This is a genomic window from Nonomuraea sp. NPDC003560 (assembly GCF_042878785.1).
In the GTDB taxonomy this organism is placed as follows: Bacteria; Actinomycetota; Actinomycetes; order Streptosporangiales; family Streptosporangiaceae; genus Nonomuraea.
Window position 1 is genome coordinate 830,275 of sequence record NZ_JBIAOF010000002.1, and the last position, 15,568, is coordinate 845,842.

Below are 15,568 nucleotides of genomic sequence, written 5' to 3' on the forward strand. Positions count from 1 at the left end.
CCCGGGTCCGCGCGTCCCGGACCTCAGGACGGCCCGGCCTGCCCGTCGAGCGCCAGGGCGATCGCGGCGGCCGCCTCGGCGGCGCCGGGGGCGTGCCAGCCGAGCTCCGGCGTGTACCCGCGGACGCGCTTGGCGGGCACCCCGGCGACCACGCTGTGGTCGGGAAACTCGCCGCGCACCACCGCGCCCCCCGCCACCACGCACTGCCGCCCGAGGACCGTGCCCGGCAGGATGATCGCGCCCGTGCCGAGCCAGGACCCGGCGCCGATCGAGACCGGGCTGTTGCGCGGCCACTGCCGCCCGATCGGCGTCTCGGGGTCGTCGTAGACGTGGTTCTGGTCGGTGATGTAGACGTACGGGCCGGTGAAGACGTGGTCGCCGATGTCGATCGACTGGTGGGCCACGATGTGCGAGCCCCTGCCGATCGAGCACGAGCCGCCGATCCGCAGGATCGAGTCCGGGCCGAGCTCGACGCCCGGCCACATGCCGCAGGAGATCGACACGCGCTCGCCGATCAGCGTGTGCTCGCCGATCTCGATCCACCGCTCGCCGAAGATCGCCCCCGGCGGGAAGGCGATGCTGACTCCCTCGCCGATCCGGCGGAAACGGTAACCCGCCGTGGAGTCCGGGGAGATCGCCCCGGCGTGGCGGATCGCCGCGTACGCACGGTGAATCAGTGCGCCCATGGCCCGGCGTACTAGTGACATAGGGCCCAAAGTTACCGCTAGGTCATGCCGTTCGGGCATGTGAGGGGCGTTGTTTGATATCCTGAGAGCCCGTGGACACTTCGGCCACCATTCGAGCCACGGGAGCCCCTTTGCGCAGCGCATCGCAAACCAAGCATCTGTTCGTCACCGGCGGTGTCGCCTCCAGTCTCGGCAAGGGGCTCACGGCCTCCAGCCTCGGCCGGCTGCTCAAGGGGCGCGGTCTCCGGGTCACCATGCAGAAGCTCGACCCTTACCTCAACGTCGACCCCGGCACGATGAACCCGTTCCAGCACGGCGAGGTCTTCGTCACCGACGACGGCTCCGAGACCGACCTCGACGTCGGCCACTACGAGCGGTTCCTCGACACCGACCTGCACGGCTCGGCCAACGTCACCACCGGCCAGGTCTACTCCAACGTCATCGCCAAGGAGCGGCGCGGCGAATACCTGGGCGACACCGTCCAGGTCATCCCGCACATCACCAACGAGATCAAGGACCGCATCCGGGGCATGGCCGGCCCCGACGTCGACGTCGTGATCACCGAGGTCGGCGGCACGGTCGGCGACATCGAGTCGCTGCCGTTCCTGGAGGCCGTCCGCCAGATCAGGCACGAGGTCGGCCGCGACAACGTCTTCTTCCTGCACGTGTCGCTGCTGCCCTACATCGGCCCGTCCGGCGAGCTGAAGACCAAGCCGACCCAGCACAGCGTGGCCGCGCTGCGCAGCATCGGCATCCAGCCCGACGCGATCGTGCTGCGCTCCGACCGTCCGGTCCAGACGGCGATCAAGCGCAAGATCAGCCTCATGTGCGACGTCGACGAGGACGCCGTCGTCTCGGCCGTCGACGCCGCCTCCATCTACGACATCCCCAAGGTGCTGCACGCCGAGGGCCTCGACGCCTACGTCGTGCGCCGCCTCGGCCTGCCCTTCCGCGACGTCGACTGGAAGGAGTGGGAGCAGCTCCTGCGCCGCGTGCACCGCCCGGCCAAGGAGGTCACGATCGCGCTGGTCGGCAAGTACATCGACCTGCCCGACGCGTACCTGTCGGTCACCGAGGCGCTGCGCGCCGGCGGTTTCGCCAACGACGCGCGGGTCAACATCCGCTGGGTCAAGAGCGACGACTGCGAGACCCCCGAGGGCGCCGAGCGCGAGCTCGACGGCGTCGACGGCGTGCTGATCCCCGGCGGGTTCGGCGTGCGCGGCATCGAGGGCAAGATCGGCGCCATCCGGCACGCCCGCGAGGGACGCATCCCGCTGCTCGGCATCTGCCTCGGCATGCAGGGCATGGTCATCGAGGCGGCCCGCAACATGGCCGGCATCGAGGACGCCAACTCCGCCGAGTTCGACCCCGACACCAAGCACGCGGTCATCTCCACCATGGCCGACCAGGAGGACGTCGTCGCCGGCGAGCGGGACATGGGCGGCACCATGCGGCTCGGCAGCTACACCGCCAAGCTGGGCGAGGGCACCCTGGCCAGGCAGCTCTACGGCGGCAAGGCCAAGGCCGACGAGCGCCACCGTCACAGGTACGAGGTCAACAACGCCTACCGCGAGCGCCTGGAGAACGTCGGCCTGGTCTTCTCCGGCCTGTCGCCCGACGGCCGCCTGGTGGAGTACACCGAGCTGCCCGTCGACGTGCACCCGTTCTTCATCGGCACGCAGGCGCACCCCGAGTTCCGCTCCCGTCCCACCCGGGCCAACCCGATGTTCAAGGGCCTCATCGGCGCCGCCCTGACCTACGCCGACAGCCGCGTGACCACCAAGGTCGGCAAGTGAAGGTTCAGGACACGCCCGAGGCGTGGGACGTCGTCGCGTCCAAGGAGCACTTCCAGGGGTACGTGATCAAGGTCGTCACCGACACGGTCAGGATGCCCCAGGACGAGGTCGCCGACCGCGACTACGTCGTCCACCCCGGCTCGGTCGCCGTGCTCGCGCTCGACGACCACGACCGCGTCCTGATGATCAGGCAGTACCGCCACCCCACCCGGCAGCTCATGTGGGAGCTGCCGGCCGGCATCCGCGACGTGGCGGGCGAACCGCTCGCCGACACCGCGGCCCGCGAGCTCGCCGAGGAGTCCGGTTACCGCGCCGACACCTGGCACACCCTGGTCGACCTGCGCTCCTCTCCCGGCATGACCGACGAGCGGATCAGGGTCTTCCTCGCCCGCGGCCTGAGCAGGATCCCCGACGAGGAGAACACCTTCGTCCACCGGCACGAGGAGATCGGCATGCCGGTCGAATGGGTGCCGCTGTCCGACGCGGTCGAGAAGGCGCTCATGGGAATGATCCACAATTCCCCGGCCGTGGCCGGTATCCTCGCCGCATATGCGGCTTCGGTTGAGGGATTCGCCCTGTTGCGCCCCGCCGACGCCCCGGAGGCGTGACGGAAGGACCATGTCGTGGAGGCGGTGCTCTCCAGCTACCTCGCCCATCTGGCGGTGGAGCGGGGCCTGGCTGCCAACACGCTCGCGTCCTACCGCCGTGACCTGCGGCGATACTTCGAACATCTGCAGGCGCGCGGGCGGCTGAAGCTCGACGAGGTGGGGGAGGCCGACGTCCAGGCCTTCCTCGCCGCGTTGCGCGAGGGCGACCGGGAACATCCCGCCCTCGTGGCCAGCTCGGCCGCGCGGGCCGTCTCGGCCGTACGGGGGCTTCACCGGTTCGCTCTGCGCGAAGGCGTCACGGCCCACGACCCCGCCCACGAGGTACGCCCGCCGCGCCAGCTCCGCAGGCTGCCCAAGGCGATCGCCGTCGACGAGGTCGAACGCCTCATCGCCGCCTCCGGCCCCGACGGCGCCCCGCTCACCCTGCGCAACCGCGCCCTGCTGGAGGTCCTGTACGGCACCGGCGCCCGCATCTCCGAGGCCGTCGGCCTGGCCGTGGACGACCTCGAACCCGACCAGGTGCGACTGCGCGGCAAGGGCGGCCGCACCCGCGTCGTCCCGCTCGGCCGCTACGCCCGCTCGGCGCTCGACGCCTACCTCGTCCGGGCCAGGCCCGGCCTGCTGGCCCACGGCCGCGGCACCCCCGGGGTCTTCCTCAACGCCCGCGGCGGCCGGCTGACCAGGCAGGGAGCCTGGGAAGTGCTCCAGGCCGCGGCCGAACGCGCCGGCCTGGCCGGCATCAGCCCGCACGTCCTGCGCCACTCCTTCGCCACCCACCTGCTCGACGGCGGCGCGGACGTCCGGGTGGTCCAGGAGCTGCTCGGTCACGCCTCCGTCACCACCACGCAGGTCTACACCCTGGTGACGGTCGACAAACTCCGCGAGGTCTACGCCGCGGCGCACCCGCGCGCCCGGCAGTGATCTATAGTCTTTTGCGCGTGCGCGGTGCCCCGGCGTGCCGCCTTGCCGCGTTTAGTGGTGACGCCATAGTGTCCGTCCGGACGGTCCGGTTCGGGATCGTCAGGGAGGTTCGAGCTGGTGACTGTGACGACCAAGGGTTCGACCCCGGGGACCCCCGACAACCCCTGGGGTGACACCAAGACCAACGCGCCTTCCAACGGCGTCAACCTGGGCCCCACCCAGCGCCCGCGACCGGTGTTCCCTGAACCGGTCCCGCCGCAAGTGCACGGTCCGGCGCGAGTGGTCGCGATGGTCAACCAGAAGGGCGGCGTCGGCAAGACGACCACCACCATCAACCTGGGCGCGGCGCTGGTCGAGTGCGGGCTGAAGGTGCTGCTGGTCGACTTCGACCCGCAGGGCGCGCTCTCGGTCGGCCTGGGCATCAACCCGCTCCAGCTCGACCTGACCGTCTACAACCTGCTGATGGACCGCGGCGTCACCGCCGAGGACGTCCTGCTGGAGACCGGCGTCGAGGGCCTCGACCTGCTGCCCAGCAACATCGACCTGTCGGCCGCCGAAGTGCAGCTCGTCACCGAGGTCGCCCGCGAGCAGGTGCTCGGCCGGGTCATCAAGCCGCTGCTGCCGCACTACGACGTCTGCCTCATCGACTGCCAGCCGTCGCTCGGCCTGCTCACCATCAACGCGCTGACCTGCGCCCACGGCGTCATGGTGCCGCTGGAGTGCGAGTTCTTCGCCCTGCGCGGCGTGGCGCTGCTCATGGACACCATCTCCAAGGTCCAGGAGCGGCTCAACGAAGACCTCGAGATCGAGGGCCTGCTCGCCACCATGTACGACGCCCGTACCCTGCACGGCCGCGAGGTGCTGGCCCGCGTGGTGGAGGCGTTCGGCGACAAGGTGTTCCACACGGTGATCAACCGTACGGTCCGCTTCCCCGACGCCACCGTCGCCGGCGAGCCGATCACCACCTTCGACCCGTCGTCCCTCGGCGCCAACGCCTACCGCGAACTGGCCCGCGAGGTGCTCTCGCGCTGGCCGGCTCCTGCGACAATGGCCAGGTGACCGCAGAGCAGACCGAGGCCCCCCAAGGCTTCCAGGTACACCTGGACGTCTTCGAAGGCCCCTTCGACCTGCTCCTCGGCCTGATCGCCAAGCACAAGCTCGACATCACCGAGGTCTCGCTCTCCAAGGTCACCGACGAGTTCATCGCCTACATCCGGTCCAAGGGCCCGGAGTGGGACCTCGACCAGACCAGCCACTTCCTGCTGGTCGCGGCCACGCTGCTCGACCTGAAGGCGGCCCGGCTGCTGCCGTCCGGCGAGGTGGAGGACGAAGAGGACCTCGCCCTCCTGGAGGCCAGAGACCTGCTGTTCGCCCGGCTGCTGCAGTACAAGGCGTACAAGGAGGTCGCGAAGGTCTTCGCGGGGCGGATGGCCGAGGAGAGCCTGCGTTTCCCCCGCACGGTGTCGCTGGAGCCGCAGTTCGCCAACCTGCTGCCCGAGCTCATCCTCGGCATCGGGCCCGAGCAGCTCGCCCGCATCGCGGCCAAGGCGTTCACCCCGAAACTGCCGCCCACCGTCAGCGTCGGCCACATCTACCAGCCGCTGGCCAGCGTCAAGGAGCAGGCGGCCATCCTGGTCATGCACCTGCGCAGGCTGCGCCGGGCCACCTTCCGCGCGCTGACGGCCGACTGCGAGGGCACCTTCCAGGTCATCGCCCGCTTCCTGGCCGTGCTGGAGTTGTTCCGGGAGTCCGCGGTGACGTTCGAGCAGGTCGAGGCGCTGGGAGAGCTCCACGTGACCTGGACGGGCGCCGACGACGGCGACGTCGCGGTGGGGGACGACTACGAGGAACCCGCGGAGAAACCATCGAATGACTGACAACCCCAACCCCCTGCCGGGCCCCCGCAAGGCCCCCGACTCGGGGTCGCCGCTGCCCGCCTGGATGACGCTCCCGGGCTCTCTCGTCCAGCCGTCCTCCCCGGAGGAGGCGTCCGCCCTGCCCGCCGGCCCCGAATTGCCGGTCGCGCCGCCGAAGCCCTCGCCGTCGCCCGAGTCGCCGTCCTCTGAGTCGCCGGCCCCTGAGTCGCCGTCGCCCCAGTCGTCCTTCACCGAGTCGCCTTCCGCGGGCCCCGAGCGGCCCGCGGACACCGCCGCCGACCGGGAGGAAGACCAGCAGGACACCCCGGAGGGGGAGGTTCAGGCGGAAGGGCCCGCTCTTGAGGCGGCTCTGGAGGCCATCCTGATGGTCGTCGACGAGCCCGTCGCCGAGATCACGCTGGCCCAGGTGCTGGAGCGCCCCACTCACGAGGTCGCGGCGGCACTCAGGGGGCTGGCGGCGGAATATACGGCCGCCGGGCGGGGTTTTGATCTGCGGGAAGTCGCGGGTGGCTGGCGTTTCTACACGCGGGCCGACTGCGCGGCGCTGGTCGAGCGGTTCGTCCGCGACGGCCAGCAGACGCGGCTGACCCAGGCCGCGCTGGAGACCCTCGCGGTCGTGGCCTACCGGCAACCGGTGAGCCGCGCCCGTGTCGCCGCCGTACGCGGCGTCAACAGCGACGGCGTCATGCGGACGCTCGTCGCCAGGGGGCTGGTCGAGGAGGCCGGCACCGACCCGGAGAGCCAGGCAGTGCTCTACCGGACAAGCTCATACTTCCTAGAACGTCTGGGACTGCGGGACCTGAGCGAGCTTCCCGAGCTCGCCCCCTTCCTCCCCGACGACGTGGAGAACCTCGAGGAGACAACAAAGTGATCAACAGGCGCAGCACCCCGTCCGGTGATGGACGCGGTCGTGGACGTACCGGCGGCTCCGGCCGCGGCGGGCGTCCCGCCTTCCGCTCCGACGACAACCGCCGCGACGGCTCCGGCGGCGGCTTCGGCGGGGACGACCCCCGCCGCGACTCCCTTCGCGCCGACCGCGGCGGCGCCCGCGCCCGCTTCGGCGACCGCGACGACCGACCCCGCCAGGACTCCGGCTTCCGCGGCGGCGACCGCTCCGGCCGTCCCACCTCCGGCGGCGACCGCTCCGGTTTCAGTGGTGACCGTTCGGGTCGTCCCGGCTTCGGCGGTGACCGTGCCGGTCGTCCCGCTTCAGGCGGTGACCGCTTCGGGCGTTCCGGTGGCGACCGTGACGGCTACTCGCGCGGCGACCGCGCCGACCGTCCGGCGCGTGACGACCGCGGCGACCGCTACCAGCGCGCCGACCGGCCCGCCGGTGGTGACCGCGGCGACCGCTTCCGCGACGACCGTCCCCGTGACGACCGCGGTGACCGCGGCCCGCGCGGCGGCGACCGTTTCGAGCGTCCGCGCCGTGAGGGCGGCTTCGAGCGTCCGCGTCGTGAGGGCGGGGACCGGCCGCGTGGTGAGGGCTTCGGCGGGGCTTCCCGGTCCGGCGACCGGGGCAGGTTCGGCGACGACCGGCGCGGCGGCTACGGCGGCGACCGGCGCGGTGAGCGCGGCGGCTACGCCGGTGGCGAGCGTGGCGGGTATTCGAGCGACCGCGGCGGATACTCCGGCGACCGTGGCGGCTCCGGCGAGCGCGGTGGCTTCTCGGGCGACGGTGGCGGGTTCTCCGGCGGTCGCGGCGGGTTCTCCGGCGGTCGTGGCGGATCCTCCGCGGGCCGCGGCGGTTACGCGGGCGAGCGGCGCGGGGAGCGTGGCGGTTACGCCGGCTCCCGTGGCGACGGGCGTCCCGTACGTGGCGGCGACGGCGAGCGTCAGGAGCGCGGCGGCTTCCGTGCCGACCGCGGCGGGCGCAGGGACGACGCTCCCAGGTCCGCCTCCGCCGGCAACACCCGCGCCCGTTTCGGCAGGCGCGAGGACAACCCCCGCGGGCAGCAGCCGCGCACCCCGAGGCGCGACGACGTGCAGACGCTCGGCGGCGGACGTCGTACGGCCGGCGCTGAGAGCCCCCAGGCCAGGCGCGTCAAGGCCGCCCGCCAGCCGCTGCGCGACCGTGCCTTCTACGACGACGACTACACCGACGAGCGCGACACCACCGAGGTGCCCAACGGCGTTCGCCTGCAGAAGGTGCTCGCCCAGGCGGGCGTGGCCAGCAGGCGCGCCTGCGAGGAGATGATCGGCGACGGCCGCGTCACGGTCAACGGCCAGGTCGTGCGCCGCTTCGGCGCCAAGGTCGACCCCGCCGCCCAGGTCATCCACGTCGACGGCAAGCGCATCCCGACCGCCCCCGACCTCGTCTACTACGCACTCAACAAGCCGATCGGCGTCGTGTCCACCATGGACGACCCGCAGGGCCGCCCGTGCCTGGCCGACTACGTCGAGGAGCTGGCTCCCCGCCTGTTCCACGTCGGCCGGCTCGACACCGAGACCGAGGGCCTGCTGCTGCTCACCAACGACGGCGAGCTGGCCAACCGGCTGACGCACCCGAGCTACGGGGTGCAGAAGAAGTACTGGGCCAAGGTGCCGGGGCCGATCCCGCGCGACCTGGGCCGCAGGCTCAAGCAGGGCATCGAGCTGGAGGACGGCATCGCCAAGGCCGACAGCTTCGCCATCGTCCAGGAGCACGGCCAGCAGGCGCTGGTCGAGGTGGTGCTGCACGAGGGCCGCAAGCACGTCGTGCGGCGCATGCTGGAGGAGGCCGGTCACCGGGTGATCGACCTGGCCCGGATCGAGTTCGGTCCGGTGAAGCTGGGCCGCACCAAGGCCGGCACGGTCCGCGCGCTGAGCCTGAAGGAGGTCGGCGAGCTTTACGCGGCCGTGAAGCTGTAATCTGGCCGGAACGCAGGGGCCCGTGCGCATTCTCCGCACGGGCTCTCCCGCTATGGAAGGGGAACAGGGCGCATGGTGCGGGCGATCCGCGGGGCGATCCAGGTGGATGCCGACGACCGCGACTCGATCATCCAGGGGACGACCGAGCTGGTCCAGGCGATCATGGAGCGCAACAGCCTGACCACCGACGACGTGATCAGCGTGCTGTTCACCGCCACTCCCGACCTGACCTCCGAGTTCCCCGCCCTCGCGGCGCGCAAGCTGGGTTTCCACGACGTGCCGCTGATCTGCTGCACCGAGATCGGCGTGCCGGGGGCGCTGCCGCGCGTGGTGCGCCTGATGGCGCATGTGGAGACCGACCGTCCGCGGGCAGAGATGCAGCATGTGTATCTGCGGGGCGCGGTGGCGCTGCGGCAGGACATCGCCCAGTAGGCGACCGGCGTGAGCCGGATCGTCGTGCGGCACGTGCCTGACGGACACGGCAGGCAACACTCTCACTAGCCCGATAAATCAGGACATCGATATGGCCTCGGAACTCCGTACCGTGCTCGTCGTCGGCACCGGTCTCATCGGCACCTCGGCGGCCCTGGCGCTGCGCAAGCACGACGTGCGCGTGCTGCTCGCCGACCGTGACGCGGCCGCCGTGCGGCTGGCCAGGGAACTGGGCGCGGGCGAGGAGTGGGAGCCGGAGCGGCTGCCCGCCGGGCAGGTCGACCTGGCGGTCATCGCGGTGCCCCCGGCGCACGTGGCCGACGAGCTGCTGAAGCTGCAGAGCCGCGGCGTGGCCCGGTTCTACACCGACGTCGCCAGCGTCAAGGCCGAGCCCATCCGCATGGCCGCGCGGCTCGGCTGCGACCTGACGACCTACGTCGCCTCCCACCCGCTGGCCGGGCGGGAGAAGTCCGGTCCGGGCGCGGCCAGGGCCGACCTGTTCCTCGGCCGGCCGTGGGCGCTCTGCCCGACCGGCGAGGCCGCCGACGACGCCAGGGCGGCGGTGCTCAAGCTGGTCGAGCTGTGCGGCGCCAACCCCGTCGAGGTGGGCGCGGAGGAGCACGACCGCGCGGTGGCCGTCGTCTCGCACGCCCCGCACGTCGCCGCCTCGGCCGTGGCGGCCCGCCTGGCCGACGCCACCGAGGTCGCGCTCGGCCTGGCCGGGCAGGGGGTGCGCGACGTGACCAGGATCGCGGGCGGCGACCCCGGGCTCTGGCTCGGCATCCTGTCGGGCAACGCGACCCCGGTCGCCGAGGTGCTGGAGGCGGTCTCCCGCGACCTGGCCGAGGCCGCGACCGCGCTGCGCTCCCTGGCCGAGGGCGACGGCACCGCGAGCGGCGACCTCACCCAGCTCCTCAAGCGCGGCGTCGCCGGGCACGGGCGCATCCCGGGTAAGCACGGCGGCCCGGCTCCCGCGTACGTGGTCGTCCAGGTGGTCATCGGTGACCGTCCCGGCCAGCTGGCGCGGCTGTTCCAGGTGTGCGACGAGGTCGGCGTCAACGTCGAGGACGTGCGGCTGGAGCACGCGCCCGGACTGCCCCTGGGCATCGCCGAGCTGTGGGTCCAGCCGGACGCGGCCTCCCCGCTCGCCGACGCCCTGCGCGAACGCGGCTGGCAGGTCCCCTGACGTCCCCTGACCGGGGACACTGAGCACGACGCGACGGGCGGGCGCCGAGCCCCGCCCACGGCGTCAGCCGGCCGTGCGTTCCAGTCTTCGGCGGGCGCGCTCCACGGCGACCGGCAGGCCGCGCCGGGCGGCCAGGGCCCTGGGCAGCCGCCGTACGGCGGTGCGCAGCCCCTCCCGGCCCGCCGGCCCGCCCAGCAGCGCCTCCAGGGACCGGCGCGCCACCACCGGCCAGGGACGGCGCAGCACGGCGGTCAGCACGGCGTTGCGCGCCGCCAGCGCCTGCCTGCCGCGCGGGTCGCGGGCGGGGGAGGGGTGGTGGTGGGCGACGACGTCGTCCACGTAGGCCAGCCCCCAGCCGCGCGCGGCCAGGTCCACGGCCAGCCGTTCCTCCTCGCCGAAGAAGAAGATCACGTCGTCGAAGCCGCCCGCCTCCAGGAACGCCTCCCTGCGCACGACGGCCCCGCAGGCCAGGAAGCCCAGCACGCTCGGCCCCGGCAGGTCGTCCTCGACGCCGAGCGGGGAGTCGCGCATCGCCTCCGACACCGCGTCCAGCCGCTCCTGCGGCCCGACCAGCACGCGCGCGCCCAGCACGGCCAGGCGAGGGTGGGCGTCCAGCACGTCGGCGGCCAGCTCCAGGGCGCCGGGCGCCCACCAGGAGTCGTCGTCGGCGAAGGCGACGTAGGGCGTCTCGGCCAGGCGCACGCCGACGTTGCGGCCCGGCGCGCCCAGGTTGGCCCCCGCCTCGACCACCTGGACGTCGGGGAAGTGCTTGCGGACGAAGCCGGCGGTCCCGTCGGAGGAGCCGTTGTCGACGAGGATCACCGGCCTCGGGTGGCGGGGGATCGTCCGGGCCAGCGTTCTGACCCGGTCCCTGGTGGCCACCACGACCGTGACCCGCGCTCGGTTCGTCTCCGTCACGCCGGACCTCCTTACCTGGGCGGACGCCCTTACTCCTCGTCGGCGGCATTGACGGCGGGACGCGGGAGGCGTACAAAGGTCGGTAACAGCGTTACCGAGAAGAAACGGTGTTACTCACATGGCGGTCACCGCGTACCGGCAAGCCCAGCAGGAAGGCCAGAGCGTGGTCAGGACGGCCATCCTCGACGCCGCCAAGCACCTGCTCGTCGCCGAGGGCCCGGCGGCGCTCACCGTCCGGCGCATCTCCGGCGAGGTCGGCTGCTCCACGAAGGTGATCTACACCCTCTTCGGCGGCAAGGACGGCCTCAGCGAGGCGCTGTGGCTGGAGGGCTTCGCCCGGCTGGAGGCGCGCCTGCTGGCCGTCCCCGCCGAGGAGGACCCGCTCCCGGCGTTGCACGCGGGCCTGGCGGCCTACCGCGAGTACGCGCTGGACGAGCCCGACTACTACCGGGTCATGTTCCAGAACGCGATGCACGGCTTCCAGCCCGCCCCCGACGCGGTCGCGGCCGGCCGGCGGACCTTCGACATCCTGGTCGAGGCCGTGGCCGCCTGCCTGGAGGCCGGACGGCTGCGCGGGGCCGCCGCCGGCGAGATAGCCGACGTGCTGTGGATGGCGATCCACGGCGCGGTGAGCCTGGAGATCTCCGGATTCTTCGACAGCGCCGAGGCGGAGCGGCGCTACCGGCTGCTCTACACCTCCGTGCTCACGCCGTTCCTGACCTGAGAGGAAGCGCACGATGACCAGCACACCCTTCCGCAACGGCTTCGCACCCGCGACGGAGGAGATCACGGCCTTCGACCTGGAGGTCACCGGCCGCATCCCCGCCGAGCTCGACGGCCGCTACCTGCGCAACGGCCCCAACCCGCTCAGCCTCGACGACCCGGCCGCCACCCACCTGTTCATGGGGCAGGGCATGGTCCACGGCGTGCGGCTGCGCGGCGGGCGGGCCGAGTGGTACCGCAACCGGTGGGTGCGCAACGCCGAGGTGGCCCGCCGGCTGGGCGAGCCGCCGGCGCCGGGCCCGGTGCACGCGGGCATGGACTTCGCGGCCAACACGCACGTCATCGGCATCGCCGGGCGCACGTTCGCGACCGTCGAGGCGGGCGGGCTGCCGTACGAGCTGAGCTACGAGCTCGACACGGTCGGCGCGTGCGACTTCGTCGGCGGCCTGCCCGGCGGGTACGCCGCCCACACCCACCTCGACCCGGTGACCGGCGAGCTGCACGCGATGGCCTACTTCGCCGGCTGGGATCACCACCAGCACATCGTGATCGACCCCAAGGGCGTGGTGGCCCAGGTCAGGGACATCCCGGTCGCCGACCGCCCGATGCTGCACGACTTCGCGCTGACCCGCCGGTACGTCGTGATCTACGACCTGCCGGTCACGCTCAGCATGGCCCACGCCGAGCGCGGCGCGCCGCTCCCGTACGCGTGGGACGACGCCCGGCCCGCCCGGCTCGGCCTGCTCTCCCGCGAGACCGGCGACGTGCAGTGGGTGGAGATCGACCCCTGCTGGGTCTTCCACACCCTGAACGCCTACGACGACGGCGACCAGGTCGTGGTGGACGTCGTCCGCTACCCCAAGCGGTTCGTGGACGCCCGGCTCGACCTGGGCGGCGCGCCCACGCTCGACCGGTGGCGCATCGACCCCGGCGCGGGCCGGGTCACCACCACCCGCCTGGACGACCGCCCCCAGGAGTTCCCCCGCATCGACGAGCGCCGCACCGGCAGCCCGTACCGCTACGGCTACACCTCGGCCGCCGCCGACCTGCACGACGTGATCTACCCGGCCGCCGAGCTGGAGGACCTGCCGGACGAGGCGTTCGACAACACGCTCATCAAGCACGACCTGGAACGCGGCACGCAGGAGGCGCGGCGGTTCGGCCGCGGCGCGTACGTGGGGGAGCCGGTCTTCGTGCCCTCCGGCGCCGCCGAGGACGACGGCTACCTGCTCACCTACGTCAACGACCCGGCCAGGGGAGCGGCCGACCTGGTGATCCTCTCGGCCCAGGACTTCACCGGCGAGCCGGTCGCGGTCGTGCACCTGCCCGCCAGGGTCCCGCTCGGCTTCCACGGGAGCTGGATCGCGGACTGACCGGAGGCGGTAGCCTCTTCAGGTTGGGGAAACACACGTGAAGAGGGAGAGGCCGTGTCCGGTCTGGTCGTCGCCATGGACGGTCCTTCGGGGTCGGGCAAGTCGAGCGTGTCGCGCGGGGTCGCCCGTGCGCTGGGCCTGCGTTACCTCGACACCGGGGCCATGTACCGGGCGATGACGTGGTGGATGCTCCGGCAGGGCGTCGACCTGGCCGATCCCGAGGCGGTCGCGGCCCGTTGCGGCGAGCCGTCCATCGTCTCCGGCACCGACCCCGAGGGGCCGACGATCCTGGTCGACGGCGTCGACGTGGGCGGGCCCATCCGGGAGGCCGAGGTGACCGGCTCGGTCTCCGCCGTGGCCGCCGTCCCCGAGGTGCGCAGGCGGCTGGTCGCGCTGCAGCGGGAGATCGCCGCCGCCGGTGACATCGTGGTCGAGGGCCGCGACATCGGCAAGGTCGTCTGCCCCGACGCGCCCGTCAAGGTCTACCTGACGGCCAGCGCCGAGGCCCGCGCCCGCCGCAGGAGCGCCGAAGTGGCCGGCTCCACGGTGGAGGCGCAGCAGGCCGCCATGGAGCGGCGTGACACCCTGGACTCGACACGTAAGACGGACCCACTCTCGATGGCGGATGGCGCCGTCGAGCTCGACACCACCGCGCTGAACCTCGAAGAGGTCATCGCGGAGGTGCTGAGGCTGGTCAAGGAGCGCACCTGACCTCCAGGTGCGGTACTCACCTAAGGATGAACAAGCATGTCAACGGGGGACTGGGTCGAGGCTGACCTCGACGAGCTGGAAGTCACCGAGCACGGCGACACCACGCCGCTGCCGGTCGTGGCCATCGTGGGCCGCCCCAACGTGGGCAAGTCCACGCTGGTCAACCGCATCATCGGCCGCCGCGAGGCGGTCGTGGAGGACGTGCCGGGCGTCACCCGCGACCGCGTCACCTACGACGCCAACTGGCGCGGCCGCCGCTTCACCGTCGTCGACACCGGCGGCTGGGACCCTGACGCCACCGGCATGAACCTGCGCATCGCCGAGCAGGCCCAGGTCGCCGTCGAGCTGGCCGACGTAATCGTGTTCGTGGTCGACGCCACCGTGGGCGCCACCGACGCCGACGAGATCGTGGGCGCGGTGCTGCGCCAGTCGGGCAAGCCGGTGCTCCTGGCCGCCAACAAGGTCGACAACCAGCAGCTGGAGCTGGAGGCCGCCGCGCTGTGGGCGCTCGGCCTGGGCGAGCCCTACCCGGTCTCCGCGCTGCACGGCCGCTCCAGCGGCGACCTGCTCGACGTGGTGCTCGACGCGCTGCCCGAGACGCCGCAGCTGACCTTCGGCGGCGAGCGCGGCCCGGCCCGCGTGGCGCTGCTCGGCAAGCCCAACGTGGGCAAGTCCTCGCTGCTCAACAAGCTGGCGGGCGAGGAGCGGGTGCTGGTCGACCCGATGGCGGGCACCACCCGCGACCCGGTCGACGAGCTGATCGAGCTGGGCGGGCGCACCTGGCGCTTCGTCGACACCGCCGGCATCCGGCGGCGCGACCGCGAGCTGCAGGGCGCCGACTTCTACGCGGCCATGCGCACCCGCGCCGCCCTGGAGCGCTCGGAGGTGGCGATCGTGCTGATCGACGCCAGCGAGCCGCTCACCGAGCAGGACCTGCGGATCATCGGCCTGGTGATCGAGTCGGGGCGGGCCATGGTGGTGGCCTTCAACAAGTGGGACCTCGTCGACGAAGACCGCCGCTACTACCTGGAGAAGGAGATCGACCGGCAGCTCGTGCGCACCCCGTGGGCGCTGCGGGTGAACATCTCCGCCAAGACCGGCCGCCACATGGACCGGCTGGTGCCGGCGCTGGAGAAGGCGCTCGACTCCTGGTCCACCCGGGTGCCGACGGCGCGGCTCAACGCGTTCCTCACCGAGCTGGTGCACGCGACGCCGCCGCCCGTCCGGGGTGGCAAGCAGCCGAAGATCCTGTTCGCCACGCAGGCGTCCGTCGAGCCGCCCAAGTTCGTGCTGTTCACCTCCGGCTGGCTGGAGGACACCTACCGGCGCTTCATCGAGCGGCGCATCCGCGAGGAGTTCGGGTTCGCCGGGTCGCCGATCGACGTCACGATGAAGATCCGCGAGAAGCGCCCCAAGAAGGACAAGTAACGGCGTTGCCGTATCATCTACGGCAACACGTGGACGGAGACGAGTAGCCAGCGGGCCGC

At 72.4% G+C, this 15,568-nt stretch carries 15 protein-coding genes; 13 read left to right on the forward strand and 2 right to left on the reverse strand.

Going from position 1 to position 15,568, the window contains the following annotated elements; genetic code table 11:
• Window positions 1-23 precede the first annotated feature (23 nt).
• Window positions 24-686 carry a DapH/DapD/GlmU-related protein gene (locus tag ACFYUV_RS09205; RefSeq protein WP_387666688.1) on the reverse strand — a complete coding sequence of 221 codons (663 nt, stop codon included), beginning with the start codon at window positions 684-686 and terminating at the stop codon, window positions 24-26.
• 131 nt (window positions 687-817) lie between these two features.
• Between ACFYUV_RS09205 and ACFYUV_RS09210 the strand changes: the two genes are divergently transcribed.
• The 9 genes from ACFYUV_RS09210 (at window position 818) to ACFYUV_RS09250 (ending at window position 10,356) form a co-directional block, all read left to right on the forward strand.
• On the forward strand, window positions 818-2,482 hold the full coding sequence (locus ACFYUV_RS09210; protein ID WP_358293745.1) for a CTP synthase: 1,665 nt from the start codon (window positions 818-820) through the stop codon (window positions 2,480-2,482).
• Window positions 2,479-3,090, forward strand: a complete 612-nt coding sequence (locus tag ACFYUV_RS09215) for an NUDIX domain-containing protein (protein WP_387666691.1) — start codon at window positions 2,479-2,481, stop codon at window positions 3,088-3,090. Before ACFYUV_RS09210 ends, ACFYUV_RS09215 begins: the two co-directional genes overlap by 4 nt.
• A gap of 15 nt (window positions 3,091-3,105) precedes the next feature.
• Window positions 3,106-4,011 (forward strand): site-specific tyrosine recombinase XerD, encoded by a 906-nt coding sequence (locus ACFYUV_RS09220; RefSeq protein WP_352358212.1) that lies wholly within the window; start codon window positions 3,106-3,108, stop codon window positions 4,009-4,011.
• 123 nt (window positions 4,012-4,134) lie between these two features.
• Complete coding sequence (locus tag ACFYUV_RS09225; protein ID WP_387645452.1) at window positions 4,135-5,070, forward strand: ParA family protein; 936 nt, start codon at window positions 4,135-4,137, stop codon at window positions 5,068-5,070.
• Window positions 5,067-5,888 carry a segregation and condensation protein A gene (locus tag ACFYUV_RS09230; RefSeq protein WP_387666694.1) on the forward strand — a complete coding sequence of 274 codons (822 nt, stop codon included), beginning with the start codon at window positions 5,067-5,069 and terminating at the stop codon, window positions 5,886-5,888. The genes ACFYUV_RS09225 and ACFYUV_RS09230 overlap by 4 nt, the downstream gene beginning before the upstream one ends.
• A gap of 349 nt (window positions 5,889-6,237) precedes the next feature.
• Window positions 6,238-6,759 (forward strand): SMC-Scp complex subunit ScpB, encoded by a 522-nt coding sequence (scpB, locus tag ACFYUV_RS09235; RefSeq protein WP_387667477.1) that lies wholly within the window; start codon window positions 6,238-6,240, stop codon window positions 6,757-6,759.
• A complete protein-coding gene (locus ACFYUV_RS09240) occupies window positions 6,756-8,738 on the forward strand; it encodes a pseudouridine synthase (protein ID WP_387666697.1) in 1,983 nt (660 codons plus the stop codon). The genes scpB and ACFYUV_RS09240 overlap by 4 nt, the downstream gene beginning before the upstream one ends.
• 72 nt (window positions 8,739-8,810) lie before the next feature.
• Entirely contained in the window at window positions 8,811-9,170 is a 360-nt protein-coding gene (gene aroH / locus ACFYUV_RS09245; protein ID WP_357968329.1) for a chorismate mutase, read from the forward strand.
• 91 nt (window positions 9,171-9,261) lie between these two features.
• Complete coding sequence (locus tag ACFYUV_RS09250; RefSeq protein WP_358293739.1) at window positions 9,262-10,356, forward strand: prephenate dehydrogenase; 1,095 nt, start codon at window positions 9,262-9,264, stop codon at window positions 10,354-10,356.
• A 63-nt stretch (window positions 10,357-10,419) separates the two neighbouring features.
• Here ACFYUV_RS09250 and ACFYUV_RS09255 read toward each other — a convergent pair whose 3' ends face one another.
• On the reverse strand, window positions 10,420-11,274 hold the full coding sequence (locus tag ACFYUV_RS09255; protein ID WP_364331084.1) for a glycosyltransferase: 855 nt from the start codon (window positions 11,272-11,274) through the stop codon (window positions 10,420-10,422).
• Between the two features lie 118 nt (window positions 11,275-11,392).
• Here ACFYUV_RS09255 and ACFYUV_RS09260 point away from each other — a divergent pair, with 118 nt between their 5' ends.
• The 4 genes from ACFYUV_RS09260 to der are packed head-to-tail and all read left to right on the forward strand — an operon-like array spanning window position 11,393 to window position 15,509.
• The gene (locus tag ACFYUV_RS09260) at window positions 11,393-11,998 is read left to right on the forward strand and encodes a TetR/AcrR family transcriptional regulator (RefSeq protein WP_358293737.1); all 606 of its coding nucleotides are present in this window, start codon (window positions 11,393-11,395) and stop codon (window positions 11,996-11,998) included.
• A 13-nt stretch (window positions 11,999-12,011) separates the two neighbouring features.
• Window positions 12,012-13,370 carry a carotenoid oxygenase family protein gene (locus tag ACFYUV_RS09265; protein ID WP_387666701.1) on the forward strand — a complete coding sequence of 453 codons (1,359 nt, stop codon included), beginning with the start codon at window positions 12,012-12,014 and terminating at the stop codon, window positions 13,368-13,370.
• Between the two features lie 54 nt (window positions 13,371-13,424).
• Window positions 13,425-14,081 (forward strand): (d)CMP kinase, encoded by a 657-nt coding sequence (gene cmk, locus ACFYUV_RS09270; RefSeq protein WP_387666703.1) that lies wholly within the window; start codon window positions 13,425-13,427, stop codon window positions 14,079-14,081.
• Window positions 14,082-14,117: 36 nt separating this feature from the next.
• Window positions 14,118-15,509 (forward strand): ribosome biogenesis GTPase Der, encoded by a 1,392-nt coding sequence (gene der, locus ACFYUV_RS09275; RefSeq protein WP_364331074.1) that lies wholly within the window; start codon window positions 14,118-14,120, stop codon window positions 15,507-15,509.
• Window positions 15,510-15,568 lie beyond the last annotated feature (59 nt).